At 62.0% G+C, this 21,372-nt stretch carries 24 protein-coding genes; 12 read left to right on the forward strand and 12 right to left on the reverse strand.

Annotated elements, in window-relative coordinates; all coding sequences use genetic code 11:
• Window positions 1–86: 86 nt before the first annotated feature.
• The 8 genes from BH682_RS25840 to BH682_RS25875 all read left to right on the forward strand — a co-directional run bounded on the left by BH682_RS25840 (window position 87) and on the right by BH682_RS25875 (window position 6,588).
• Window positions 87–677 (forward strand): MauE/DoxX family redox-associated membrane protein, encoded by a 591-nt coding sequence (locus BH682_RS25840; RefSeq protein ID WP_063315621.1) that lies wholly within the window; start codon window positions 87–89, stop codon window positions 675–677.
• Window positions 678–721: 44 nt separating this feature from the next.
• Window positions 722–1,330, forward strand: a complete 609-nt coding sequence (locus BH682_RS25845) for a redoxin domain-containing protein (protein ID WP_021345728.1) — start codon at window positions 722–724, stop codon at window positions 1,328–1,330.
• Between the two features lie 75 nt (window positions 1,331–1,405).
• Window positions 1,406–2,077, forward strand: a complete 672-nt coding sequence (locus BH682_RS25850; RefSeq protein WP_075835487.1) for a methylamine dehydrogenase light chain — start codon at window positions 1,406–1,408, stop codon at window positions 2,075–2,077.
• The gene (locus tag BH682_RS25855; RefSeq protein ID WP_075834534.1) at window positions 2,074–3,393 is read left to right on the forward strand and encodes a hypothetical protein; all 1,320 of its coding nucleotides are present in this window, start codon (window positions 2,074–2,076) and stop codon (window positions 3,391–3,393) included. The genes BH682_RS25850 and BH682_RS25855 overlap by 4 nt, the downstream gene beginning before the upstream one ends.
• Window positions 3,390–4,979 (forward strand): multicopper oxidase family protein, encoded by a 1,590-nt coding sequence (locus tag BH682_RS25860; protein ID WP_075834536.1) that lies wholly within the window; start codon window positions 3,390–3,392, stop codon window positions 4,977–4,979. Before BH682_RS25855 ends, BH682_RS25860 begins: the two co-directional genes overlap by 4 nt.
• Window positions 4,980–5,006: 27 nt before the next feature.
• The gene (locus tag BH682_RS25865; protein ID WP_075834538.1) at window positions 5,007–5,354 is read left to right on the forward strand and encodes a plastocyanin/azurin family copper-binding protein; all 348 of its coding nucleotides are present in this window, start codon (window positions 5,007–5,009) and stop codon (window positions 5,352–5,354) included.
• Window positions 5,354–5,677 carry a cupredoxin domain-containing protein gene (locus BH682_RS25870; protein WP_054780973.1) on the forward strand — a complete coding sequence of 108 codons (324 nt, stop codon included), beginning with the start codon at window positions 5,354–5,356 and terminating at the stop codon, window positions 5,675–5,677. Before BH682_RS25865 ends, BH682_RS25870 begins: the two co-directional genes overlap by 1 nt.
• Window positions 5,678–5,751: 74 nt before the next feature.
• Window positions 5,752–6,588 carry a methylamine utilization protein gene (locus BH682_RS25875; RefSeq protein ID WP_075834542.1) on the forward strand — a complete coding sequence of 279 codons (837 nt, stop codon included), beginning with the start codon at window positions 5,752–5,754 and terminating at the stop codon, window positions 6,586–6,588.
• 94 nt (window positions 6,589–6,682) lie between these two features.
• Here the strand turns inward: BH682_RS25875 and BH682_RS25880 are convergent, their stop codons facing one another.
• The 6 genes from BH682_RS25880 to BH682_RS25905 are packed head-to-tail and all read right to left on the reverse strand — an operon-like array spanning window position 6,683 to window position 13,893.
• The gene (locus tag BH682_RS25880) at window positions 6,683–7,372 is read right to left on the reverse strand and encodes a SanA/YdcF family protein (RefSeq protein WP_064443658.1); all 690 of its coding nucleotides are present in this window, start codon (window positions 7,370–7,372) and stop codon (window positions 6,683–6,685) included.
• A 25-nt stretch (window positions 7,373–7,397) separates the two neighbouring features.
• Complete coding sequence (locus tag BH682_RS25885; RefSeq protein ID WP_075834544.1) at window positions 7,398–9,131, reverse strand: ABC transporter ATP-binding protein; 1,734 nt, start codon at window positions 9,129–9,131, stop codon at window positions 7,398–7,400.
• Complete coding sequence (locus BH682_RS25890) at window positions 9,128–10,942, reverse strand: ABC transporter ATP-binding protein (RefSeq protein ID WP_223304587.1); 1,815 nt, start codon at window positions 10,940–10,942, stop codon at window positions 9,128–9,130. Before BH682_RS25890 ends, BH682_RS25885 begins: the two co-directional genes overlap by 4 nt.
• Window positions 10,939–11,286 carry a cupredoxin domain-containing protein gene (locus BH682_RS25895; protein ID WP_050656040.1) on the reverse strand — a complete coding sequence of 116 codons (348 nt, stop codon included), beginning with the start codon at window positions 11,284–11,286 and terminating at the stop codon, window positions 10,939–10,941. Before BH682_RS25895 ends, BH682_RS25890 begins: the two co-directional genes overlap by 4 nt.
• A 10-nt stretch (window positions 11,287–11,296) precedes the next feature.
• A complete protein-coding gene (locus BH682_RS25900) occupies window positions 11,297–12,874 on the reverse strand; it encodes a multicopper oxidase family protein (RefSeq protein WP_075834546.1) in 1,578 nt (525 codons plus the stop codon).
• Window positions 12,871–13,893: an ABC transporter substrate-binding protein gene (locus tag BH682_RS25905; protein ID WP_042925933.1), complete on the reverse strand. Its 1,023-nt coding sequence runs from the start codon at window positions 13,891–13,893 to the stop codon at window positions 12,871–12,873. The genes BH682_RS25900 and BH682_RS25905 overlap by 4 nt, the downstream gene beginning before the upstream one ends.
• Before the next feature lie 146 nt (window positions 13,894–14,039).
• Between BH682_RS25905 and BH682_RS25910 the strand changes: the two genes are divergently transcribed.
• Complete coding sequence (locus tag BH682_RS25910) at window positions 14,040–14,771, forward strand: TetR/AcrR family transcriptional regulator (RefSeq protein ID WP_075834548.1); 732 nt, start codon at window positions 14,040–14,042, stop codon at window positions 14,769–14,771.
• A gap of 62 nt (window positions 14,772–14,833) precedes the next feature.
• Here the strand turns inward: BH682_RS25910 and BH682_RS25915 are convergent, their stop codons facing one another.
• A complete protein-coding gene (locus tag BH682_RS25915; RefSeq protein ID WP_007729711.1) occupies window positions 14,834–15,997 on the reverse strand; it encodes an alpha/beta hydrolase family protein in 1,164 nt (387 codons plus the stop codon).
• 174 nt (window positions 15,998–16,171) lie between these two features.
• Between BH682_RS25915 and BH682_RS25920 the strand changes: the two genes are divergently transcribed.
• Window positions 16,172–16,612, forward strand: a complete 441-nt coding sequence (locus tag BH682_RS25920; protein ID WP_007729713.1) for a VOC family protein — start codon at window positions 16,172–16,174, stop codon at window positions 16,610–16,612.
• Between the two features lie 21 nt (window positions 16,613–16,633).
• Here BH682_RS25920 and BH682_RS25925 read toward each other — a convergent pair whose 3' ends face one another.
• Window positions 16,634–17,233, reverse strand: a complete 600-nt coding sequence (locus BH682_RS25925; protein ID WP_030536496.1) for a TetR/AcrR family transcriptional regulator — start codon at window positions 17,231–17,233, stop codon at window positions 16,634–16,636.
• Between the two features lie 126 nt (window positions 17,234–17,359).
• Window positions 17,360–18,793, reverse strand: coding sequence for an FUSC family protein (locus BH682_RS25930; RefSeq protein ID WP_007729716.1), 1,434 nt, complete (start codon window positions 18,791–18,793; stop codon window positions 17,360–17,362).
• A 58-nt stretch (window positions 18,794–18,851) separates the two neighbouring features.
• Between BH682_RS25930 and BH682_RS25935 the strand changes: the two genes are divergently transcribed.
• Complete coding sequence (locus BH682_RS25935; protein WP_003940222.1) at window positions 18,852–19,367, forward strand: MarR family winged helix-turn-helix transcriptional regulator; 516 nt, start codon at window positions 18,852–18,854, stop codon at window positions 19,365–19,367.
• A gap of 1 nt (window position 19,368) precedes the next feature.
• Here the strand turns inward: BH682_RS25935 and BH682_RS25940 are convergent, their stop codons facing one another.
• A complete protein-coding gene (locus tag BH682_RS25940) occupies window positions 19,369–19,773 on the reverse strand; it encodes a PaaI family thioesterase (RefSeq protein ID WP_003940256.1) in 405 nt (134 codons plus the stop codon).
• A 117-nt stretch (window positions 19,774–19,890) separates the two neighbouring features.
• Between BH682_RS25940 and BH682_RS25945 the strand changes: the two genes are divergently transcribed.
• The gene (locus BH682_RS25945) at window positions 19,891–20,334 is read left to right on the forward strand and encodes a winged helix-turn-helix transcriptional regulator (RefSeq protein WP_075834550.1); all 444 of its coding nucleotides are present in this window, start codon (window positions 19,891–19,893) and stop codon (window positions 20,332–20,334) included.
• 2 nt (window positions 20,335–20,336) lie between these two features.
• Here the strand turns inward: BH682_RS25945 and BH682_RS25950 are convergent, their stop codons facing one another.
• Both BH682_RS25950 and BH682_RS25955 read right to left on the reverse strand, forming a co-directional pair.
• The gene (locus tag BH682_RS25950) at window positions 20,337–20,792 is read right to left on the reverse strand and encodes a PPOX class F420-dependent oxidoreductase (protein ID WP_050656047.1); all 456 of its coding nucleotides are present in this window, start codon (window positions 20,790–20,792) and stop codon (window positions 20,337–20,339) included.
• Between the two features lie 33 nt (window positions 20,793–20,825).
• Window positions 20,826–21,335: a hypothetical protein gene (locus BH682_RS25955; protein ID WP_003940463.1), complete on the reverse strand. Its 510-nt coding sequence runs from the start codon at window positions 21,333–21,335 to the stop codon at window positions 20,826–20,828.
• Between the last annotated feature and the right edge of the window lie 37 nt (window positions 21,336–21,372).

Genomic DNA, 21,372 nt, shown 5'->3' on the forward strand with positions numbered 1-21,372 from the left:
AGCGCGGTCGACGCCGATTCGCAGCATCGCCCGTACAGGATGTGTCCCACACACCACCGGCACTACCCGAGAGGAACGGAGGAAGCATGGACTTGGTCAGCGCCACCACTTCGGCGATCATCGGATTTGTTCTCCTGCTCGCCGGCATTCCCAAGCTGAACGACCACGACGGGGTCCTTCGTTCGGTGCGCGGATACAAAGTGTTGCCGGTGCGACTCGAAGTACCGCTCGCTCGCATCCTTCCCGTCGCGGAAACCGTCGTAGGCATCCTTCTGGTTCTCGGCGTGGCCCATCGCCTCGCCGCCTTGGTTGCTGCCGTCATGTTCGCGTCGTTCTTCACGGGCCTCACGATCAACCTCCTGCGTGGGCGACGCGATCTGGACTGCGGATGTTTTGCATTCGGAGTCGGCGAGATTCCGCGTATCGGATGGTTCCACGCCGTTCGCGCCGGAACACTCGCGGTGATCGCTGTGGCACTGTCGGTCACCGCCGGACAGGCTGAGATCGGCGTCCAGGTCGTGGCGACGACCTTCGGATTCCTCCTCGTTCTGGCGGGAGTTGCGCTCGCACAGATTCGTTCGGTGGTCCACCTCGGACGACGCCCAGTCGACGACTATCTGTCGAGCGCCTCCATCCGCCTCCGAACCGCCGAAACCGCGTCCCGGTACGGCTCGTGAACTCACATCCCCACCACTGAAAACTCGAAGGCAGGACTACCACGATGACCACTTTCCTCCTTGTCGCGACAGTGATCCTGGTGATCGCCGTAGCCGTACTGTTCTTGATGGTTCTTGCTCTGGCTCGTGAAATCGGCCGCGTACAAGTACGTCTCGGACCTCTCGGTGCCCGGATGATGGATACCGGGCCCAAGGTCGAACAGGCCGGCCCATCGTTTGCCGGTCTCATCGATCAGGAAGGACGGATCGTCGGAGTCGGTGGTCACCGCGACAAACCTCAACTCCTGCTGTTCACAGCACCGAGTTGCTCGACGTGCAAGAGCCTTCTTCCCGGCGTAAGGGCAATGGCCCGAGCCGAATCGGATCTCGACGTGATCATCATCTCCGACGGAACACCCGAAGAGCATCGCGAGTTCCTGGCCGGCAGCGGGATCGGTTCCGAGCTCAGTTACATCGACGCTCGAGACGTCGGTATCGCATACCAGGTGGGCACCACTCCGTACGGCGTGATTCTCGACGAGCACGGCAAGATCCGAGGAAAGGGCCTGTGCAATCACATGGCCCAGGTGGAAAGCCTGCTCAATGCGCTCGAATCCGGCACCCCCTCACTCCAGCACCTTCATGCCCAGGCGAAATCCGGCAGCGCGGCCTGATCTTCCTGCACAGTTCGATCCTCTTCACGAATCAGGAGAAAATCGTTGGACGACAATGAATTCCCGCAGCACAACATGACGGAGAATCGATATCCCGTCGACGAGGCGACAGTTCAGGCCCAGGCCGAATGGATGGCAGGCCAGGGCGGTTCGCTCACCAGCCGAACCGGACGTAAACTATCCGAACGAGTTTCGCGGCGATCCATGATCAGTCGGATCGGCAAGTGGACCATGGGTGTGTCAGGGGTGGCACTGATCAGCACACTTCCCGTGACACGTAGTGCCTTCGCCCAAGAGCCCGAGGTTCCTGCGCCGGCACCTGGCCCCGAACCTCGTGTCCCTGTCTACGACGGTAAAGATCCGGCCGAGTGCGAGTACTGGCGCTGGTGCAACATGGACGGAACGTCCTGTGCCGCATGCAACGGCGGCGGTGTCACCACCTGCGCCCCCGGCAGCAAGCCCGGCGCAGAGTTCTGGGTCGGATGCTGCACCAACCCTGATACCGGCAAGACCTATCTGATCGCCTACTACGACTGCTGCGGTGCGCCTTCGTGTTCCAACGCATTCTGCGGCGAACCGGACATGCAGGCCGTGATGTACAACCCGGTCTCCGGAAGCTACGACCAGGAAATCATCTGGTGTGTCTCCGACGAGTCCCAGGCATACACCTGCACGATGGCGCCCATCATCGGTGAGGACTGCCAGACTCGACCGGCCGAGCGCCCCAAGGTCGGTGCCGGATCATGAGCAGTCCGCGAACCCGAAAACTGGCGCGACCCGCCGTTGCCGTCATCCCACTCACCGTCGTACTCGCGCTGGCCGGTTGCAGTTCGTCCGACAACGACGAACCCTCCAGCGCAGGTGATGTCACCTATCCGACAGTTCCGTTCACTGCTCCGGGCGAGGGGATCTCCCTCGGTCACGACGACCAGGAAATCGGCGACACCATTCCCGAGCCGTTGCACGTCGGTTCGATCACCCCGATCGCAGCTGACCGCTTGCTGGGCATCGAAGGTGGATTCGGCCAACTCGAGCTCAGCGTCAACGTCATCGATCCGAAAACCGGTGTGGCCGAAAGCCGAATCACCGTCGGCCCGGGTATCTGGGATCCGGTCATTCACGGATTCGTCGGGGATTCCGCCGAAGATCCTGCGGTCCTCGCTGCCGAGGTGTGGCGGCCCCGAGGTTCCCGCGGCGCAGCAGATTTCACGGTCAGCACCTACTCCGGAAACCTGTTGGAACCAGCCGAGGTCATGCTTCCGGACGTCGCACGCGTACATTCCCGTCCCGGCTCGAACGCCGTGACGTCCGACGGCAATTTCTTCGTCACGTGGGACGACGGTTTGTACGGCATCAGAGTGGTCGACCTCGAGAAGAAGGAAGCGACCGGTGTACTCCAGATAGTCGGCTGCGGTCCGTTCACGTGGATGGTCGATCACGAGCTGTACAGCGTCTGCGAGGACACCCGGGAACTGCTGCACGTCACGATCGGTGACGACGGTGTTCCGAAGGAAACCGCCCGAAGCAAGGTCCTACCCGAGGATTTTGTCTCCACCCGTAAGGTCACGTGGGCCTCGGAAGCACAAAAAGCCTTGCTGGTCAGTGAGAACGGCGATGTGTACGTCTTCGACTTCTCCAACGGACTGCCTCAGGAAGGTGTCAAGCCGATCGGAAACGCCGGGCAGGACTCCGGTCGATTCTCGGAGAACGTCATCAACGCCGACGCAACCCGGCTCGCAATCGCGTACACGGACACGGCTATTCATCCGGACTCTGCTCGGGGAGGCTCACTGGTCAAGATCGACTTGTCCGAGGCAACGACCTTCGCCCCGGTGAAGAGCTTGACGCTTGCAGACCTCGGCTTGACAGACATCAAGAGCATGACCTTTTCCGTCGACGGCGCCACGTTCTACGTGCTCGGTTCGGGACCAGAGGTCGAAGGCTCCGCTCCGCAGAAGATCGTGGGTTACAACGCGAGCACCGGCGAGCAGGTCAGTTCCGTCGATGTCTCGGGCAACGTCGGGGATGTCAGCGGGTTGATCACACCAGAAGTACTCCGATGAGTCGTCCCGGATCCGGTGTGGTGATGGGGCGGCGCCGCTTCCTGAGTTTGGGAGCACTCGGCGCCGGAGCACTCGGGCTCGGCGCAATGGGGACGATTGCCGGATGCAGTTCCACTGCAGCATCTCCGACGCCGACGACCGATCTCGACTACATCCTGCCCACCGACCCGGAAGTTGCCGCCGCAGAATCGGCGCGAGCCTGGAACGGGACCACCGCTGCGTTTGCCCTTGCCGCCGGATTCTCGACGGTAGATCTTGGCGGACGCCTCGTGGACACGTGGACGTACGGAGGCGCTGCGGTGGCTCCGGAACTTCGCCTGAAGTCCGGTGGCCGGGTGAACGTCAGCGTCCAGAACGGCCTCGACGCCGAAACAACACTGCATTGGCACGGAATTCGAATCCGCAACGACATGGATGGCGCGGCACCCACCACGCAGGCTCCCATCGGCGCCGGTTCGAGTTTCGAGTACAACTTCATCGCACCGGATCCGGGAACGTACTGGTACCACTCGCACAGCGGATTACAAGCCGATCGGGGGCTGTTCGGCGCCTTGATCGTCGAGAACCCGAACGACATCACCGGGGCCGACATCGATGCCGTTCTGGTGCTCGACGACTGGCTCGACGGATTGGGTACCACACCGGATTCCGTCCTGATGGCCCTGAACCCGGCAATTTCGGGCGGGCACGGCGGACACGGCGGTGGGGCAACAACTCCGGCGGAACACTCGGAAGCCGACATGTCCGTCGCGCAACAGTTGGTGAGCGGCGGACACGGTTCTTCCGAACCACTCGGCGGGATGACTCAACACATCGCGTATCCACTGCACTTGATCAACGGGCGGCCACCCAACGATCCTGCTGTCGTCACTGCAGCGCCCGGTTCGACCCTGCGACTGCGAATCATCAACGCAGCGGCCGAAACTCCGTACCGGTTTGCTGTGGCCGGTCACGAGATGACAATCGTCGCTACCGATGGCTACGACGTGGAACCAACTCCCGCTGACACCATCATCGTCGGAATGGCCCAACGCTACGACGTACTGGTGACGGTGAAGTCGGGAACATGGCCGGTGGTGGCGAAGGTCGAGGGCCGAGATGGTCATGCGTCGACCGTCCTACGCAGCACCGACGCGTTGGCCCTGGCGAACCCGGATGTGGGCGGAAACCTCTCGGAACTGGCCGGCCGACTGGTCACCGAAAGCGAACTCCGGCCCGCGGAATCCGCACGGCTCGAGACGAAATCGCCTGATCGCGACTACCGCATCGAGTTGATCCAGGCCGGCGATCGGTACGTCTGGGGAATGGCGGGAGCCGATGCGGGCAAGCTCGTCATGAAACAGGGCGAACGGGTCCGGATCACGATGAAGAACACGTCCACGATGTGGCACCCCATGCACACCCACGGCCACACGTTTGCGGTACCGGATTACGGCGGACTTCGCCGCGACACCGTCAACGTCCTACCCGGCACCGAGCTTGCCATCGAGTTCGACGCCGACAATCCCGGCGAGTGGATGTTCCACTGCCACAACGCCTACCACTTCGAGGCCGGCATGACGGCAAATCTGCGTTACGTCCGCTGACAAGTCGAAGAATGGAGAGAACACCTCATGAAGAAACTCGTTCCCGCTTTCCTGGCCGCGTGCGCTGCCCTGAGCCTCACCGCCTGCAGTAGTGATGCCGGTGCGTCGTCGGACGAACCTGCAGTCGTGATCGCGGTGAAGAACATGGCGTACACACCGGCATCGGTCACCATCGAGAAGGGACAGACCGTCGAATGGAAGTTCGACGACAGCGGACTCCCCCACGACGTGGTCGGCAACGGTGATCTCGATGGGAAACTGAAGAGCGAGTTGCTCACCGAGGGAACCTTCTCGTACACGTTCGACGACGTCGGAACCTTCACCTACCACTGCACGCCCCACCCGATGATGGTGGGCGCCGTGATCGTTCAATAGTGAGGAGGTGGATCATCGGCTTCGGCCTGGCTGTCGCGGCGACGTGTGTCCCAGCTTGCGGCACAGAAGATCCCGTCCCCGATGTGGTGGTCGAGATCAGCAATGTTCAGTTCAGCCCGATGGACGTCACCGTGGAACACGGCGGCACCGTCGAGTGGCGCTTCGACGACGGCGGACTCCTGCATCACGTGGAATCACCCGGCCTGTTCGACAGCGGTATCACCGGAGACGGAACGTTCCGGCACACGTTCGAGAGCGTCGGAGTCTACGAATATTCGTGCTCCGTGCACCCGTACATGATCGGAGTCATCACAGTGCTGTGAACACTGGCTCATCACTTTTCGCTGCGACTTCGACTCGACACTTTTCCTGAACCACAAACACTTCGGAGGATCTGATGACTACTGTTCTCTCACACGGCCCACTGCAGACCGATGTCCCTGACATCCGGCCGACCCTTCAAGGCTCGGTCGGCACCGAGACCCGTGTCAGCCTCGTCGCGGCGGGCGCCGCTGCGGGTGCCGGCCTCGCACTCGTGGCCACGCCATCTGCGACAACAGCTTTGACCACAGCTGTTATCGGCGCCGGACTGGTTACGTCGCTGGCCGCGAACTGGTCGACCTGCGGAATGTCCGTCGCCGGAGTTGTTGCCGCGCCGAAGCAAGTCGATCGGAAGGGATCCTCGACTCCCGTCCGCCGACTCGGCTGGCACGCTCTGGGTTCGGTCACGACGGGAGCCGTCACCGGGGCATTGATCGGCGCTCTCGGAGCGGCGGTGTCCGGCTACGTCCCGGTCGGCTGGGCGCTGGGCATCTGGGCCGTCGTCGCGGTTGCGTACGGGCTGCACGAGTTGGGTGCGGTGAGGATGCCGACTCCAATGCGGCGCCAACAGCTTCCGCGCCATCTGCGCCGCACAATGGCGCCCTGGAAGGTCTCGCTGATCTTCGGCGCGATCATCGGTCCGGGATTTCTGATCTTCATCCGCTCGAGTGCGTACTACCTCCTGGCACTCGGCGTCATGGCTTCGGGTTCACCAGCTCTCGGGGCGGCGCTGTTCACGGTCGTATCCCTTGGCCGCTGTATGCCCAGCCTCGCGGCAATCGTGCACACCAAGCGTGGTGGCTCGATGCCGGGATTCCTCTCGATCATGTGCGTCGTGGACCGTCGCGTGCAGAGCGTCACCGGCGCGGCATTGATCGCACTGGGAGCATTCGCCGCCGCAGCACTGATCTGACTCTCGACCGAGCACCCTTCACCTCGAGTGAACACACGCTCCGACTCTCCGGAGCGTGTGTTCGCTCGACAGAAACCGTGCGCACTCACCCCCGTCAGGGAATCGACAGCGCCACCTGGACCGAGTCCTCCGACGGCGACGTCACCTTTGCGTCCCGACTCCACAGCATGTCCAGCGCTGCCTTGGGCTTGGCAAGAACCCACTCCCGGGCGGCGTTCTTGATCAGCGTCGGAGTTGCGCACCCGCAATCGCTGTTCACACCGTCTGCGTCGATGCCGACGTCTCGGCACAATGCAACAGCGCGGGGCACGTGATACCCCTGAGTGACGATCAACGCCTTGGTCACCCCATACGTATGTATGGCCCGGAAGCAGGTGTCATAGGTGTCGAGGCCGTACGGATCCCCCACGATGCGACGCTCATCTATTCCCTGCTCCACCAGGTAGTTCGTCATCGCCGCGATCTCGTCACCCGAGCCGCCGTTCGCGTCGCCGGAGACCAGGACCGCTTTAGCCTTTCCCGCTGCCACCAGTTCGACTGCTGCGTCCAGCCGCCCTTTCAGGAAAGCCATCGGCTTACCGTCCTTGATCTGCGCGCCCAGCACGATCACTACCGGAGCATCGGGAGCATCGACGGCGTCCGACGTATGGCCGGCCGACGCCACGGAAATCCACACGATCGAGCCCGCATAGACAACTGCTCCGAGCACCGCAATGCCTGCGACCCAACGAGGCCACCGGCGCTTGCGCGGCGGTTTCACTGGATCTGCAGCAGCTTCGTCCATTCGTCGATCAAACCACACGGTTTGCTCATGGCTCGAGCGCTCGGTCGATCCTCCATCCCTCCGCACCACTGCGCTCGGCCCACAGATCCGAGTACTTTCCACCTCGCGCGATCAGGTCTTCGTGGGAACCGACCTCCTCCACCCCACCGTCTTCGAGGTAGACGATGCGATCTGCTCCCTCAATAGTCGACAGGCGATGAGCGATGATCACCACCGTTCGACCACGGGCCAATCGGTGAATTGCCTCGGTGATGGCGACTTCGTTCTCTCCGTCGAGGGCTGAAGTCGCTTCATCGAGAAGAACAATCGGAGTGTCCTTGAGGAATGCCCGCGCAATCGAGACCCGCTGACGTTCACCGCCGGACAGCAGTGATCCGCCTTCACCTACCCTGGTCTCCTCACCGCTCGGCAAACGGTCGATCACTTCGCCTAGCCTGGAATCCACCACTGCTTGACGGACCTCCGACTCGGTGGCATCCGGTCTCGCCAACCGAACGTTCTCCAGGATGGTTCCGTCGAACAGGTAAACCTGCTGTGAGACAGTCGATATCCGAGACATCAATGCTCTCGTTCCGATCTCGCGAACATCGGCTCCCCCGATGGTTACCGCACCTTCGTCTACGTCCCAGAATCTGGAGATCAGCCGAACCAGAGTTGTCTTTCCGGAACCGGAAGGACCGACCAGAGCGGTGACCGAGCAGTCCGGGAACTCGAGGCTCACGTTACGAATCACGCGATCCGGGCCGTAGCCGAAGGAAACCGAATCGAACCGAATATCATACGAAGTAGGCTCTTTCGGCACCTCAGGCTCCGCCAGCACCGGTACATCGATCATCTCGCGGACAGATCCGAGCGACACCCGGGCCAGTGAGATACCTTCACCGAATCCTGCGAGCATTTGCATCGGCTCCACGAACCTCACGGCCAACACGAGAACAACGATCACGCTTGCTGTGTCGATGGACCCGGTGGTGACCAGCAGTGCCGCCAGAACCAGGACGGTGAGAAAGGCAATCTGAACGACGATCATGAAGCGCAGCAGATACTTGTCGACCGATCCGATTTCCTGCAGGTGTGCGTCCCGGTTGGACACAAGAGCTTCGTCCAACCGAGTCCAGCCTTCGCCGCTCTTACCGGCCGAACGTAGAACTTGCTGCGCCTGTGCATATTCGACGACGCGCGATGCCAACTCGGATTCGCTCTTGCCGATCGCCTCGTATTCGGGAACAACCGCCCGCTGCACGTTGAGGTAAGCCCGAATCCCCAGTGGAACGAAGACGACCATCGCGAGAGACAGTCGCCAGTCCACAAACAAGACAGCGATCGCCACTGTCGCTGGAGTCACCGTGACGGTGACGAGTTGCGCGATGATCATTCCCGGGATGCTCATCAAGATAGCCGTGCCCTCGGTAACCAGGCGAGTGAACGCTCCACGGTTTGCCTTGCTGAACCACCCGAGCGGAACCTGCACCAAGTGCTCACCGAGGCGATGCATGATTCCACCGGCAAAACCCTCGATTCCGATGCGGTACGCCCGATTCTCGGCGATCCACCGTACGGCGCCACAGGCCACCGCCACGAGAGCAGCAGTGACAACCCACGGAACTGCGGCGTCGTAATCGCCGCGAACCACCGCTTTCAGGATCGGAATCATCAGTGCAAAGACGACACCCTCGAGTATCCCGGCGAGCGTGAAACCTGCTATCTGACCTCGCATCCCATTGTCGCGCCCGAGGATTTCGTCCAGGTCTCGAATCATTGCGGCGCCTTTCGCGGAGAGATGTCTTCGACGAGGGGGTTCTGGAGCGCCCACATCCGCGCGTAGGTTCCGCCGAGCGCCGACAACTGTTCGTGCGTACCTTTTTCCACGATCCGTCCGGCGTCGAGAACGAGTATCTGATCTGCGTATCGGACGGTGTGCAGTCGATGAGCGATCACCATCAGGGTGCCGCCGTCTGCACTGATCTCGCCCAGTGCGCGTTGAACGGCCGATTCACTGTGGGGATCGGCCTGCGAAGTCGCCTCGTCCAGGATGACGATCGGCGGGTTCTGAAGGATGGCGCGGGCGATCGTCAGGCGTTGCTTCTCCCCACCCGACAGCTCACCGCCCGAACCACCACCGATCTCGGTGTCATACCCGTCCGGCAGTCGCATGATCACGTCGTGAATCTGCGCCCGCCTCGCCGCTGTCTCCACTTCCAGATCCGTTGCATCCGGTCGACCGAGCCGAATATTCTCGCGCACGCTGTCCCGCAGGAGCACAACATCTTGGAAGACGATGGCCATTGATCTCAAGAGTTCGCGACTGGACTGATCTCGTAAATCACTTCCGCCCAGTCGAATAGACCCGTCCGTGACGTCCCAGAACCGCGGAAGTAGACGCGCCAAAGTGGTCTTTCCGGAGCCGGAGGGGCCAACGATCGCGGTCACGGTGCCCGGTTGCATCTCGAAGGAGATGTTCTCGAGGACGCGCTGCCCAATGGTGTATTCGAAGCCGACGCTGTCGAATTCGACCAAAGTGCTGCGAGCAGGCACTGCATCCTGAGGTTCGGCCAGCTCTGGTTCGCCGAGGATGCTCTCGACGTGAGTCGCTCCCAGTTGGCCTTCGCGGTAGAGGTTGGCCATCGTTCCCATGTGCAGAACCGACGACGGAACACCGATTCCGACGACCAGAAAGGCAACAAGAGCTACCGGGGTAATCCAACCCCCGGACAACATTGCAGTTCCCGTCGCCGTGATGACCACGATGAGTACCGCCGGTGAGAGGAGGATCGACATCGCGACCACCGGCCTTCCCATCCCCGACATCCATCGCACGCACACCGCAACCATCGAATCGACAGCGCTCGAGTAGCGCGCGAATGCGCGACTCCCACTCCCGTACGTCTTGACAACCTCGATACCGTCGCCCAGTTCTACTGTCGCAGAAGTCAATGTCGACATTGCAAGATTCCAGGAGTCGACGTTCGTTCGATAGGCTCTGCGCATCGACGGCGCGGCGAGAGCGAGACACACTCCGATGTAGCCGACCAGGACCAGGCTGAACTTCCAGTCCATCGCCACCAGATAGATCAGGGCCACTATCGGCGACAGGATCGCTGGTACCACGTCGGCGGGAAGGTGAGCGACGAGAAGATGCATCCGCTTCACGTCGTCCGTCATCGCCTGCTTCACTTCACCGGTGCCACCATTTGCAAACCACCCCAGAGGAACTCGGGACAGATGCCGAGCGATACGCGAGCGGATCGAGTATTTGAAATGCGCGTCGGCGGTGTGACAGACGGTCAGTGCTGCGTTGTAGACGACAAAACCGAGAATTGTGCCCGCTGCACCGATTGCGGCCCACATCCAGACCAGGTTCAACGACGAGCCGGTCAGGAGCACCCGCGCGATCTCGACCACCGCAACGTAGGGCAGGAATCGCAACGGCACCGACAGTGCCGACAGATCCGCCCCTAGGAGGAGTTGATTTCTCACCGGCGCGATCATCCTGCCCAAAGCGTCTCGGTCGACGAGTCCAGGCGAGTCTTCCGGGGCTGCGGACTCGTTCACTTTCATTGCCGCACTCACTCTTCGACGATGATCGTGCCGGTCATGTTCGGATGTGGTGTGCACGTGTAGGTGAACGTTCCGGCTTTGTCGAAGGTCTGACTGTAGGTTCCGCTTCCTTGGAGATCGCTCTTGATCCCCAACTCGGCGAACACGACATCGTGCGGCATTCCCTGGTCCTCGAAAATCCACGTGACGGTCTGTCCTGTGTGCACGGTGACGGAGTTCGGTGTGTACGCAAGGTTTTTCACCGAGATCTCGACCGGCGCTTGCTCGGTAGATCCCGTCGAATCGTTGCCGCACGACGTCAGTGTGAATACCACTGCAACAGCGATCAATGTGGTCAATCCGGTGCGAACTGACATTCTGCTCTCCTCATCGAACGTAGTGGAGGTCGGCAGTCATCCCGGCCTCGAAGTGGTACGCGTTGTGACAGTGAAACATCCACCGTCCTGGATTGTCGGCGTCGAAGTCGATCGCCATTTGTGTACGCGGAAGTACGATCACAGTGTCTCGGCGAAGCCCGCCGTAGGAGGGAACCGAGAACGTGTGCCCATGGGTGTGCATCGGGTGCCACATGTCGGTGTCGTTGTTCATGACGATTCGTATTCGCTCGCCCTGCTTCATTCTCAACCGACCGGCATCGGCGCCCGCCATTCCCCAGAGGTATCGATCGCCGGCCTGAATGAGATCCACCGAATACGCACGATCCGGTGCCCTCTGCTCCAGCGCTCCTGACGGGCGAAGCTCCGATTCCAGAACGAGCCGACCGCCGGAACCTGACAGCACTGCAGGCGAAGTCAGGTCGACGACCGCTACCGAATCCGGCGTCCGAAGCAGGCACGCGACGCCACCTGACTTCCCTTCCACCTTCGCGGCGATGGGCCACGAGCCGGACTGCACCGTCACCAATACGTCGTATCGCTGCGCGGGTGCGATCAGAATCTCGTCTCCGGCTGTGTAGGCAACGTCCTGCCCGTCAGCACTGACAACGGTCATCTCGTGCCCGGCGACCGAGAAACGGTACGGAGTCTCCGCCCCGGCATTGATCACCCGCAATCGAAGCCGAGTTCCGGCCGTCGCACTGACGACGAAGGGATCTTCCACAGGCCGTCCGTTGATCAGGTGCAGTGGATACGTGATGTGCGTTGCCATTCCACCGAGCGCCTCGGAATTGCCGTGACCGCTGGCGAGAAGTTCTGCGGCAGAATCAATCTCTGCATCATCGACTTCCGGTGGAGCTCCGCCGTGCCCGTGGTGTCCTCCCTGCACGTCCGGTGACAATGCGCGAAGCACTGCATCCGGGGTTGTTCCCAGCCCGTCGAGCCAGTCGTCGATCACGATGACGACGTCCTCGTCGGCTCCGGTCCGGTCGTTCGGGTCCTCGACCACGAGTGCACCGAATAACCCTCGATCGGCCTGCAATCCTGAATGGGAGTGGTACCAATATGTTCCGTGATCCGGGGCCACGAAGTCGTAGGTGAACTCGGCACCTGGTTGGATTCGTTCCTGGGTGACCGGCGGGACGCCGTCCATGTCGTTGCGGATCGCAATGCCGTGCCAGTGCACCGAGGTCTCCGTCGGAAGGTCGTTCTGCAAAAGCACGTTGAGCCGGTCTCCCTTGGAGATTCGAAGCTCCGGGCCAACTGCTTCCGCACCGTACGACCATGTGTCGACCTCTCTGGCGCCCAGACTCACCCGAGCCGGTGCAGCTGTCAGATTCCGTTCGACTGTGCGCCCGCTATGAAATCTCGCCTGTTCGGCAGCACGAACTTCGTCGTCCAACGGTGAAATCTCAGAACCGGTTTCGTTCGCCGAACCACGGCTGCACGCACTCAGTGCCACAGAACCCAAAGCCACAGAACCCAAAGCCGCAGAACCCACAGCCGCAGAGCCGAGCGTCACCGCTCCCCATCGCAGAGCCAGGCGCCGACTCAACGCACTCGAACTCATGCCGTCAGCGCCGTGAATTCCTGATAGCGCGTCGCGGCAACAGCTTCGGTTCCGGTGCCGGTCAGATTGCCGGCAGCCATGGCATCCATGTCCTCGATCATCCAGAAAGTGGCGAAGGGATGAGTGGCGAGCCACATGTCTCCGTTGACCTTGGCCACTCGGTTCTCCTGCACCGCTGAAAGACTCGAGAACCCGGGAACACCGGCAACCTTGCCGAACTCGTACACGCCCTCGTCGAACACGGCTACGATCCGAGCATCCTGCGCCGGGATCGCCTCGTCGGACAGGGGCGCATACGGCAGTCCTCCAGCGGCATTCGCTCGCTGGGATTCCGGACGCCCGAAGCCGCTCTCCGCCAACAGCAACGACGGCGGCGCCTGCTCGGTGGTGGTGGCAAGGATTCCAGAACTGCTCATCAGCACCGACACGGTGTTCACTTCACCACCGGACCGAGCAGAGACGTCAGCGATCTTGCCCTCCAAAGCGACAGTCAGCTTGTCGGCAACCGACTGACGATCAAAAGCGCGTCCGAAGAAGGCAAGATTCTCACGCCACGGAGTGGTGACGGCCGGGACCGGCACTGTGGGTACGGTCGACGCAAGGGAGTCGTAGTAGCTCCGATCGCCCATCGACGTGAAGATGACCAGTCCGGGATCCTGGGCGAGGACCTGCTCGATCGGGGGTGCACCGAGCGGCGGCACCGTGACCACCTCGGTACCCGCTGACGCCAAGATATCCTGGCCGATCTCCGATCCCCACGACGTGAAGACCACGTCAGGGGTGATGCCGACGGCAAGGAGACCGAGTGCGGCGTATTCGTCGAGGGAAACAATTCGCCCGAGGTCGCCCGGAACCGACGTCTCACCGAATTCGTGGGACACAACACGCGTTCCCTCGGCAGGTTCCGTCGTCGGTCCCGCCTCACTCGAGCTACAGGCGGCCGCAGTCAGGGCAACGACACTGACCAGCAGCGAAGCACCCAGCCTCGATAGGTAACCGGGTCGCGTTTTCAACTTCATGGTGTCCTTCAGCTTCGAAAAATCGGGGGGTTCGCATAAATCCGAGCACTGCTCGGATTTGGCAAGTTAACCTCACCTAAGTACATCCGTCAATCGCTTGCGTCGACTACGCACACCGATCCGACGCCACTAAGCTCGGTCGGACCATGACTGCGCCATCACCTGACAAGAAGTCCGCCGCGAAATCACAGCGCCGCCGGAGTTACAACACCGGGATCACTGCGGACGCGGTGCTGACCGTGGCGTTCGGGCTCAGTCGCGAGCACGGAGTCGAGGGCTGGTCGCTGCGGCAGCTGCTCGGCGAACTCGATACGTCGTTCTCCGTCGTCTATCGACTCGTCGGAGATCGGGACGCACTCTCGGCTGCGGTGGTCGACAGTGCGGTGTCGGCCGTGAACGTGCCATCTGCACAAGAAGATTGGCGTCGATGGCTGACGCATCTGCTCTTGCAGATGCGAGAGGCCTTGATCGAGTGTCCAGGCGCGGCACAGTGGCTGCTGATGAACGGAGTTGCCACCCAGCGCAGCCGGGAACTCATGGAGGCCGGATTGGCATCGCTGATCGACGCCGGGTTCGGGGAAGAAGCCGCTCAGGCTTACACCGTCGCCTTCACCTCGACAATCACACTGATCGCCATGAACGACGCCAGGCGCATTCCCAGCGGACAGCCTTCACCCGATCACAGCGCGATGCTGGAACGACTAAGTAACGACGGACCCTCAGATCCTCGTTCATCGATGGAGACACTGATCGGGAAGTTCGCCGGTCCACCGGATGCTGCGGAAGCAACACGGGCAGAACACTATCGCTACACACTCGACCGTGTCCTCGACGGCCTCGAGGCGCGGCTGAACGCAATCAAGGAGTCACAGAAATGACCGAGGGTCGCTGTCGCAGTTGTGCGACAGCGCCCCTCGGATGAGTTGGATTCTCGATATATCTAACGGAACAGGTTCGCGACGAACGGAATCGTGTCAGCCTGTGATTCGACCAAAGCGCCGCTGTGGTCGGTGTTGTATGTCTTGAACGTGACCGGTTCACCGTTGGCCACCAACGCTGCAACCAGCGAAAGCGCAGACGGTGCAGGGACATCCACGTCGAGCAAGCCCTGGCCGATGAAGATGGGGCGATCGTATCCACTGGTCGGTACACCCATGTAATCGTTCAGCAGACCCTGGAAGTTCGGGATCTGACTGAGCGGGCGGGAGAAGATGTCACCGAGGACCAGATCCTTGGATGCCTCGTCCAGGTCTGCGGCGCAGAGCTTTTCGGCCGAGTCGACCTTTTCCCTTCCCAAGTCGTTCAGGTAGGAATTCAAGTCGATCTCGGGGTGCGCTTCCCGCAAGCCCGCGAGGATGTAGAGCGCGTACGACGTCAACCCGCCGCCGAGGGCGATGGGAGGGAAGCCCGGACCGGCAGGCAGGAGGGTCAACTCGATGTTGGCCGGCACTCCGGTACCCACGCCACCGCGGTAGTCGAGCGAATCCCCTCCATACTCGGTTGCGTAGCGGGCCGTCGTGATGGCCGCACCGCCGCCCTGCGACTGCCCGACCACTGCCCAACGATTCGAGATCGAGGAGTCGATGACCCGTGCCGCCTTGACCGAGTCGACTACGCTGTGCGCCTCCACCTTTCCGTCGAGGTACGGCATCAGCCCTGGTGTACCCAGACCGACGTAGTCGGTGGCGACGACGGCGTAGCCCTCGGAGAGCCAACGCCCCAGGTAGGGGTAGTCACGCTCGGGCAGGCCAGGACCGACCAGCGAAGGGGCACAGGAATCGTCGAGTCCCGTGGTGCCGTGCGCCCAGGCGATGACGGGCCACCCGCCTTCCGGTGCCGGACCGGCCGGGACGTAGTACGCGCCACTGCTCAGCGCAGGCCCGCCGTTGGAACCGATGGTCCAGTACGTGAATCGCTTGGCGTCGGCGGTACCCGGAATCCACAGATCTTTCGGTAGCGGCTCACTCGACACCACAGTGCCGGTGGCTTGCGACGCGCTCGGTGCCTGTGCGGACGCGATGGGCGCAGCAACGGCGGAGCCGATCGTTGCAGCACAGAGGGCTGCGATGGATATGCGGGCAAACGACTTCGACTGGAATTTCACGTCTGACGACTCCGGTTCGTGCGGTGGGCGACCTCGTTGGACGTTATCGTAGATTTTGTTTAACCGATCGGTCAAGCAAAATCTTGCAGCTTCGTGAAACGTATATGTCGAGATTCCGGCCCCAACTCCGACCTAGCATCGAACCGCACGAAAAAACAGTAGGAGGATGTGTCCATGGCACACGTACAGCGTTTCGACCACATCGGCATCACCGTCGCGGACCTCGAATCAGCGACGGCATTCTTCGTCGGTCTGGGTCTCGAGGTGGAGGGCACCGGATCCGTGGAGGGTGAGTTCGTGGAAACCGTCTGCGGTATCCCTGGAGCCAAGTGCGAAATCGCCATGCTGCGCCCGCCGGGCGAAGGATCACGGCTCGAGCTCTCGTCCTTCGTCACGCCCGAGCACGTACCCGGATCGCCTGCTCCGATGGCCAACGAGATCGGGATACGCAACGTGTCTTTCGAGGTGGGCGATCTCCAGGTTGCGGTCGACGCGGTGGCTGCGGACGGTTACGGACTCATCGGCGGGATCGGCGAGTACGAGAACAGCGTGCGCATGGCCTACGTCCGGGGGCCTGAAGGGATCATCGTGTCCCTGTTCGAGCAGATCGCCTGAAGCGTCACGGCATTCGGAGCGTCAGATCGCCTTCCAGGAGCTGGCCAGAGCGCCCATCGCGGCCGCGAATTCGGCGAACGCCGCGTCGATTCTGACGCGGTCACCGGTGGTCACCAGATCGAGCGTCAACCCGCGAATCTGCGCCAACACGATCGTCGCGTAGCGATCAGCGCGATCGGGTGGACATCCGTGCGCGAGCGCAGCTTCCGCCAAACCACCCAACCAGTCCCCCACCACATGGTCGAGAAACTCGCGATACCGCTCCGGATGCAACAACGCCTGTCCGTAGATCTCGAACATCAAGCGAAAGTTCGGCAACGATTCCGCTGATGTGCGCCCATTCCAGTAACTCGTCAACATCTCGACGATGTCGGTCCCGGAAGAGATGTCGAGAGAAGAGCTGTCTCGCAGGGTGGCAACTACTTCAGTGAGCAGTTGTTCCTTCGAACCGAAATGATGGATGAGTGTCGCATGACTGATCCCCAGATCCTTGGCCAATGGCCGCATGGACAGTTCACCGACGCCGTTCGCCGTGACGTACGCGGTTACCTGCTCGAGCAATTCGGCACGGCGATGCTGGTAACGCAGTTTCCGGCCGTCGACCGGCGTGCTGTCCTCCACCTGCAGGAGCCTACGCAGTACCGGAAACACAGCAGTACCGGAAACACAGCAGTACCGGAAACACAGCAGTACCGGAAACACAGCAGTACCGGAAACACAGCAGTACCGGAAACACGGCAGTACCGGTTACACGGTGACGTGGTGGCGATCCGATCGACTGATCGTCACAGCGGCGACGACAACTCCGATCACCACGCCGATGAGAGTGTCCGCGACGCGAGCCACTGCCGCTTCGGTCCCGATCGGAGCACTGAAACCGATGAGGAGCAGTGCCATCGGGGTGACGGCCAGTGATGTCAGTGCATAGTTCTTGATCACGAGCAGCTCAGCAGCAGTCTGCAGAATCACGACCACGGCAACCGCTTGCCAGTAGCCGAGCGTCAATGCGATGAGAGCAGCAGCGACGACGGCGCCACCGACATTTCCCACCAACCGCTGAATCCCACGCTGGACGGTCTGCTTGTAGTTCAGCCCCTGCATCGCGGCGATGGCACCCATCGACGCCCAGAGCGGATGCTCCAACCCGGCTCCCGCCGCGAGCCAACCGGCCAGAGCCGACGCTGCCACGATGCGGAGAGCATTCATCCGCACCGGGCGCGAATACAGCCGATTCAATCCTTCGAGAAAATAGCCTTCGGGCGCGGCCAGGTTCTTTGCCGGTGCGAGATCGTGTTCGATCATGCTGGAACGCTTGAGCTTCCGAAGCTCCTTCTCGTGCCGAGCAATGCTGCGAATCAGGGTGGCGTCGCCGTGCAACTGCCACTCCTGAACTGCCGCTTCTGCTTCGTCGAGCACCGCCACCAGTTCGCGTCCGTGATCGACGGTCGACTTGATCCGGCCACTCGACGCAATAACCAAGCGGGCGTTGGCAATCGATCCGAGCGCCGGTTCCACTCCGCCTGCTCCGGACTGTTCGAGACGCCCCACCGCAGAGACTGCACGGGCAACTGCCAGGCGGGCGGGTCCCATCGGCAGTACGAGCGCTGGGAGCATCGCGGCCGCCCAACCGACCAGAACTCCGAGCGCACCGGCAGTGACCAACCGCGCCAAATCATCAACGCTGGAGGCATATCCGGCTGCACCGGTCGCCGCGAAGACGAGGATGACGGGCCCTGGTCCGGTGATCCGGAAGCCCGACATGAAGCAGTACGACGCACCCGCAAGCAAAGAGAGGATGCCGATCTGCAACCACATCGGAACGCCCGCGACACCCATGGCGCCGCCGAAGGCAATCGAAACCACCAGTGCAGCACCCACCATTGCCAGCTTGCCGGCCAACCGTGGATACGGCTCGTACCTGCCGAACGCGGCGCACAGCGCGCCCAAGGCCGCGAAGCCGGCCAATTCCCGATGCCCGAGCAGTCCGCCGACCACGAGGACTACGGCGGTGGCGAGCCCGACCCTGATCGCGGGGGCGATGGTCGCGTCGGCAGATCCGACGCGAAAGGCCGCTCGCCACGTCGCCCCGGAGACGGTATGTGCAATGGCTTCACTCGAATGAGTGAGACGGCTGGGCGTCCTGGCTGCGGTTTCGGTTCGGGTCACCCACCCAGCATACATTTATTTCACTAGTAAATTACTTGTGAAGTAATGTGAAATCTGTCGCTAAGATGGGGCCATGGGCGCGGCGAACAGATCCGAAGACGACTTCATCGACAAAGTCCGTCGCGAATGGAAGCGCGCCTACCCGGAGTTCGACACCGCCCCCGTCGAAGTGATGGGCCGGATCGCCCGCATCAACGCGCAGTCTCTTCACCAGCTCGACCGCGCACTGGCGTCCAGCGGGGTCTCTCGCGCCGAATTCGACGTGATGAGTGCACTCGCTCGCAGTGACCGTCCCCTGCGGGCGAGCGAAGTCACCGCCGTCACGATGGTCAGCGGCGCCGCCACCACAAAACACGCAGACCGCCTGGCCAAGCTGGGCTTTGTCGAGCGTCAGCGCTTCGAACACGACGGACGAGTGGTTCTGCTTCAACTCACCGATGCCGGTCGCGCATTGGTCGAGGCAGAGTTTCCCCGACGCGTCGAGCGAGACCGTCAAGTACTCACCGGACTCGACGAGGACGAACGTGCCCAACTGACGGCACTGCTCAAACGCATCTCACTCAACATCGACTCGGGGATCTGGGACTGACCTACTTCGGCAGCGGCACGTTCTGCAAACGCACCTGACCGCGCGCCACCTCTTTGCCCGATTCCGGATCGGTGATGACCACCGACCACAACTGCTGAACCCGGCCCTGCTGTATCGGCACAGCCACGACGTCCACGCGCCCACCCGTACGCGCCCGCAGGAAATCCGTTCCGTTGTGCACTCCGACGGCAAATTCGCCACGGTCCGCCACTGCAGTGCTGGCCCCGATGCTCGCGGCGGACTCGACGGCGGTCGTGTAGACACCGCCGTGGACTACGCCCCACGGCGTGTGATGCTCCTCGGACAGATCGATGTGCCCGACAACCTTCGTGCCGGACACCTCGTCCAGTTGCAATCCGGCAGCGCTGACAAATCCGCTTGCTGCCTCGAGATTCAATTCCGTCATGACGACCCCTCATCTGCTCCGTTGGATTTCTCGACCTACCTTCCGCCCTCGAATACATGCCGTCAAGTGCTAAGTTGGAATTCCCAACTAACATTTCCAACTAACAGGGGCCCAGAGATGACGGCGACAAAAGGACGCAACTGCTCCATCGCCAACGCCTTGGAGGTCGTCGGCGAGAAGTGGTCACTGTTGGTGCTCAGAGAAATCGCCCTCGGGCAACGACGGTTCGACGAGATCGCCGCGGGCACGGGTGCGAGCCGCGACATCCTCGCCGCGCGTCTACGCACCCTTGTCGACGCCGACGTCCTCACGAAGCGACGCTACGAAGACCATCCACCGCGCTACGAATACGTCGCCACCGAATCAGGGAAGGCGCTCTATCCCATTCTGATGGCGCTCATGGAATGGGGGGACGCCTTTGCGACGACGGGTCCACCGCCAACCGTCGTCGAACACCGTTGCGGTGAGATCCTGCACGCCCAAGTTGTGTGCGCGCACTGCAAAGAGCCGCTGGCCGCCAAAGACGCGCATGTAGTCGAACTCTCGCCGCCTACTCGATAGCGTCAGCGTCCGGGCGGAAACCCGCCTGTTGCGATCGGACCCCAGGAGTCGACGGTGACGCGGATCAGGCTCTTACCCTGCTTGCGCATGGCTTCGCGGTACTCGTCCCAGTCCGGATGATCACCGGCGATGGATCGGTAGTAGTCGACCAACGGTTCCACCGAGTCCGGGAGGTCGATCAACTCCGCGGTTCCGTTCACCTGGACGTACGGGCCATTCCACTCGTCGGAGTGGATACACAGAGACACCGCCGGGGTGCGGCGGACATTCGCGGCCTTGGCCCGTTCCGGGTACGTGGAGATGACGATCCGACCCTCGTCGTCGACCCCGCACGTCACCGGAGAGATCTGCAGCTCGCCGGATCTCTTCACCGTGACGAACGTGGCCCGATGGCGCGGCCTGATGAACTCGAGGAGTTCGGCAAACGACACACGATCTGCGCTGGCGATCTTGGACATGACCTCAGCCTAATTCGATTTACGAACTGACGCTCAGGGCATCTCGATGGTCTGAGCACGTGCGATTTCGTCGATTGCACGAATAATGTACGCGCTCTGAGCTTTCTTCACTCCGGTCGACAAACTCCCGATGACCAGAACCGCCGAACGCAGGTACGCGCCGTGCCCGATGCGGAACGAATCGTCTTCCAGATCCGAAATCCCGAGCGCCCCGGTGTAGACCGCAGCGAGCGCCTGCACGTCCAGATCCGGCAGCCACACGATCGTGGACTTGGCGCAGGCGGTGAGCGCATCCTGCACGTCCTCGCTGGACAAGCCGTCCGGATGCGTGTCCTCGAGCAATTCGCGCACGATCGCCGCGTGAACCGAGCTGACCTGCTCGAACGAGAGCCCGCGCAGTTCCTCGACAGCCACGAGTAGTCCGTCACGATTTGCCGCTCGCACCGCGGCGAGTGCGTCGGCCGTGGCATCGGCGATGTCACGGGCGACCTTCGGCCAATGCGTCGGCCAGCTCTGTTCTGGCGTCCGCTGTTCTGGCGTCATCGTGGTATCTCCTCGGTCCTCGTGTTCATGCGGAAGC

This window comes from Rhodococcus sp. YL-1 (assembly GCF_001942025.1).
Lineage (GTDB): Bacteria > Actinomycetota > Actinomycetes > Mycobacteriales > Mycobacteriaceae > Rhodococcus_F > Rhodococcus_F qingshengii.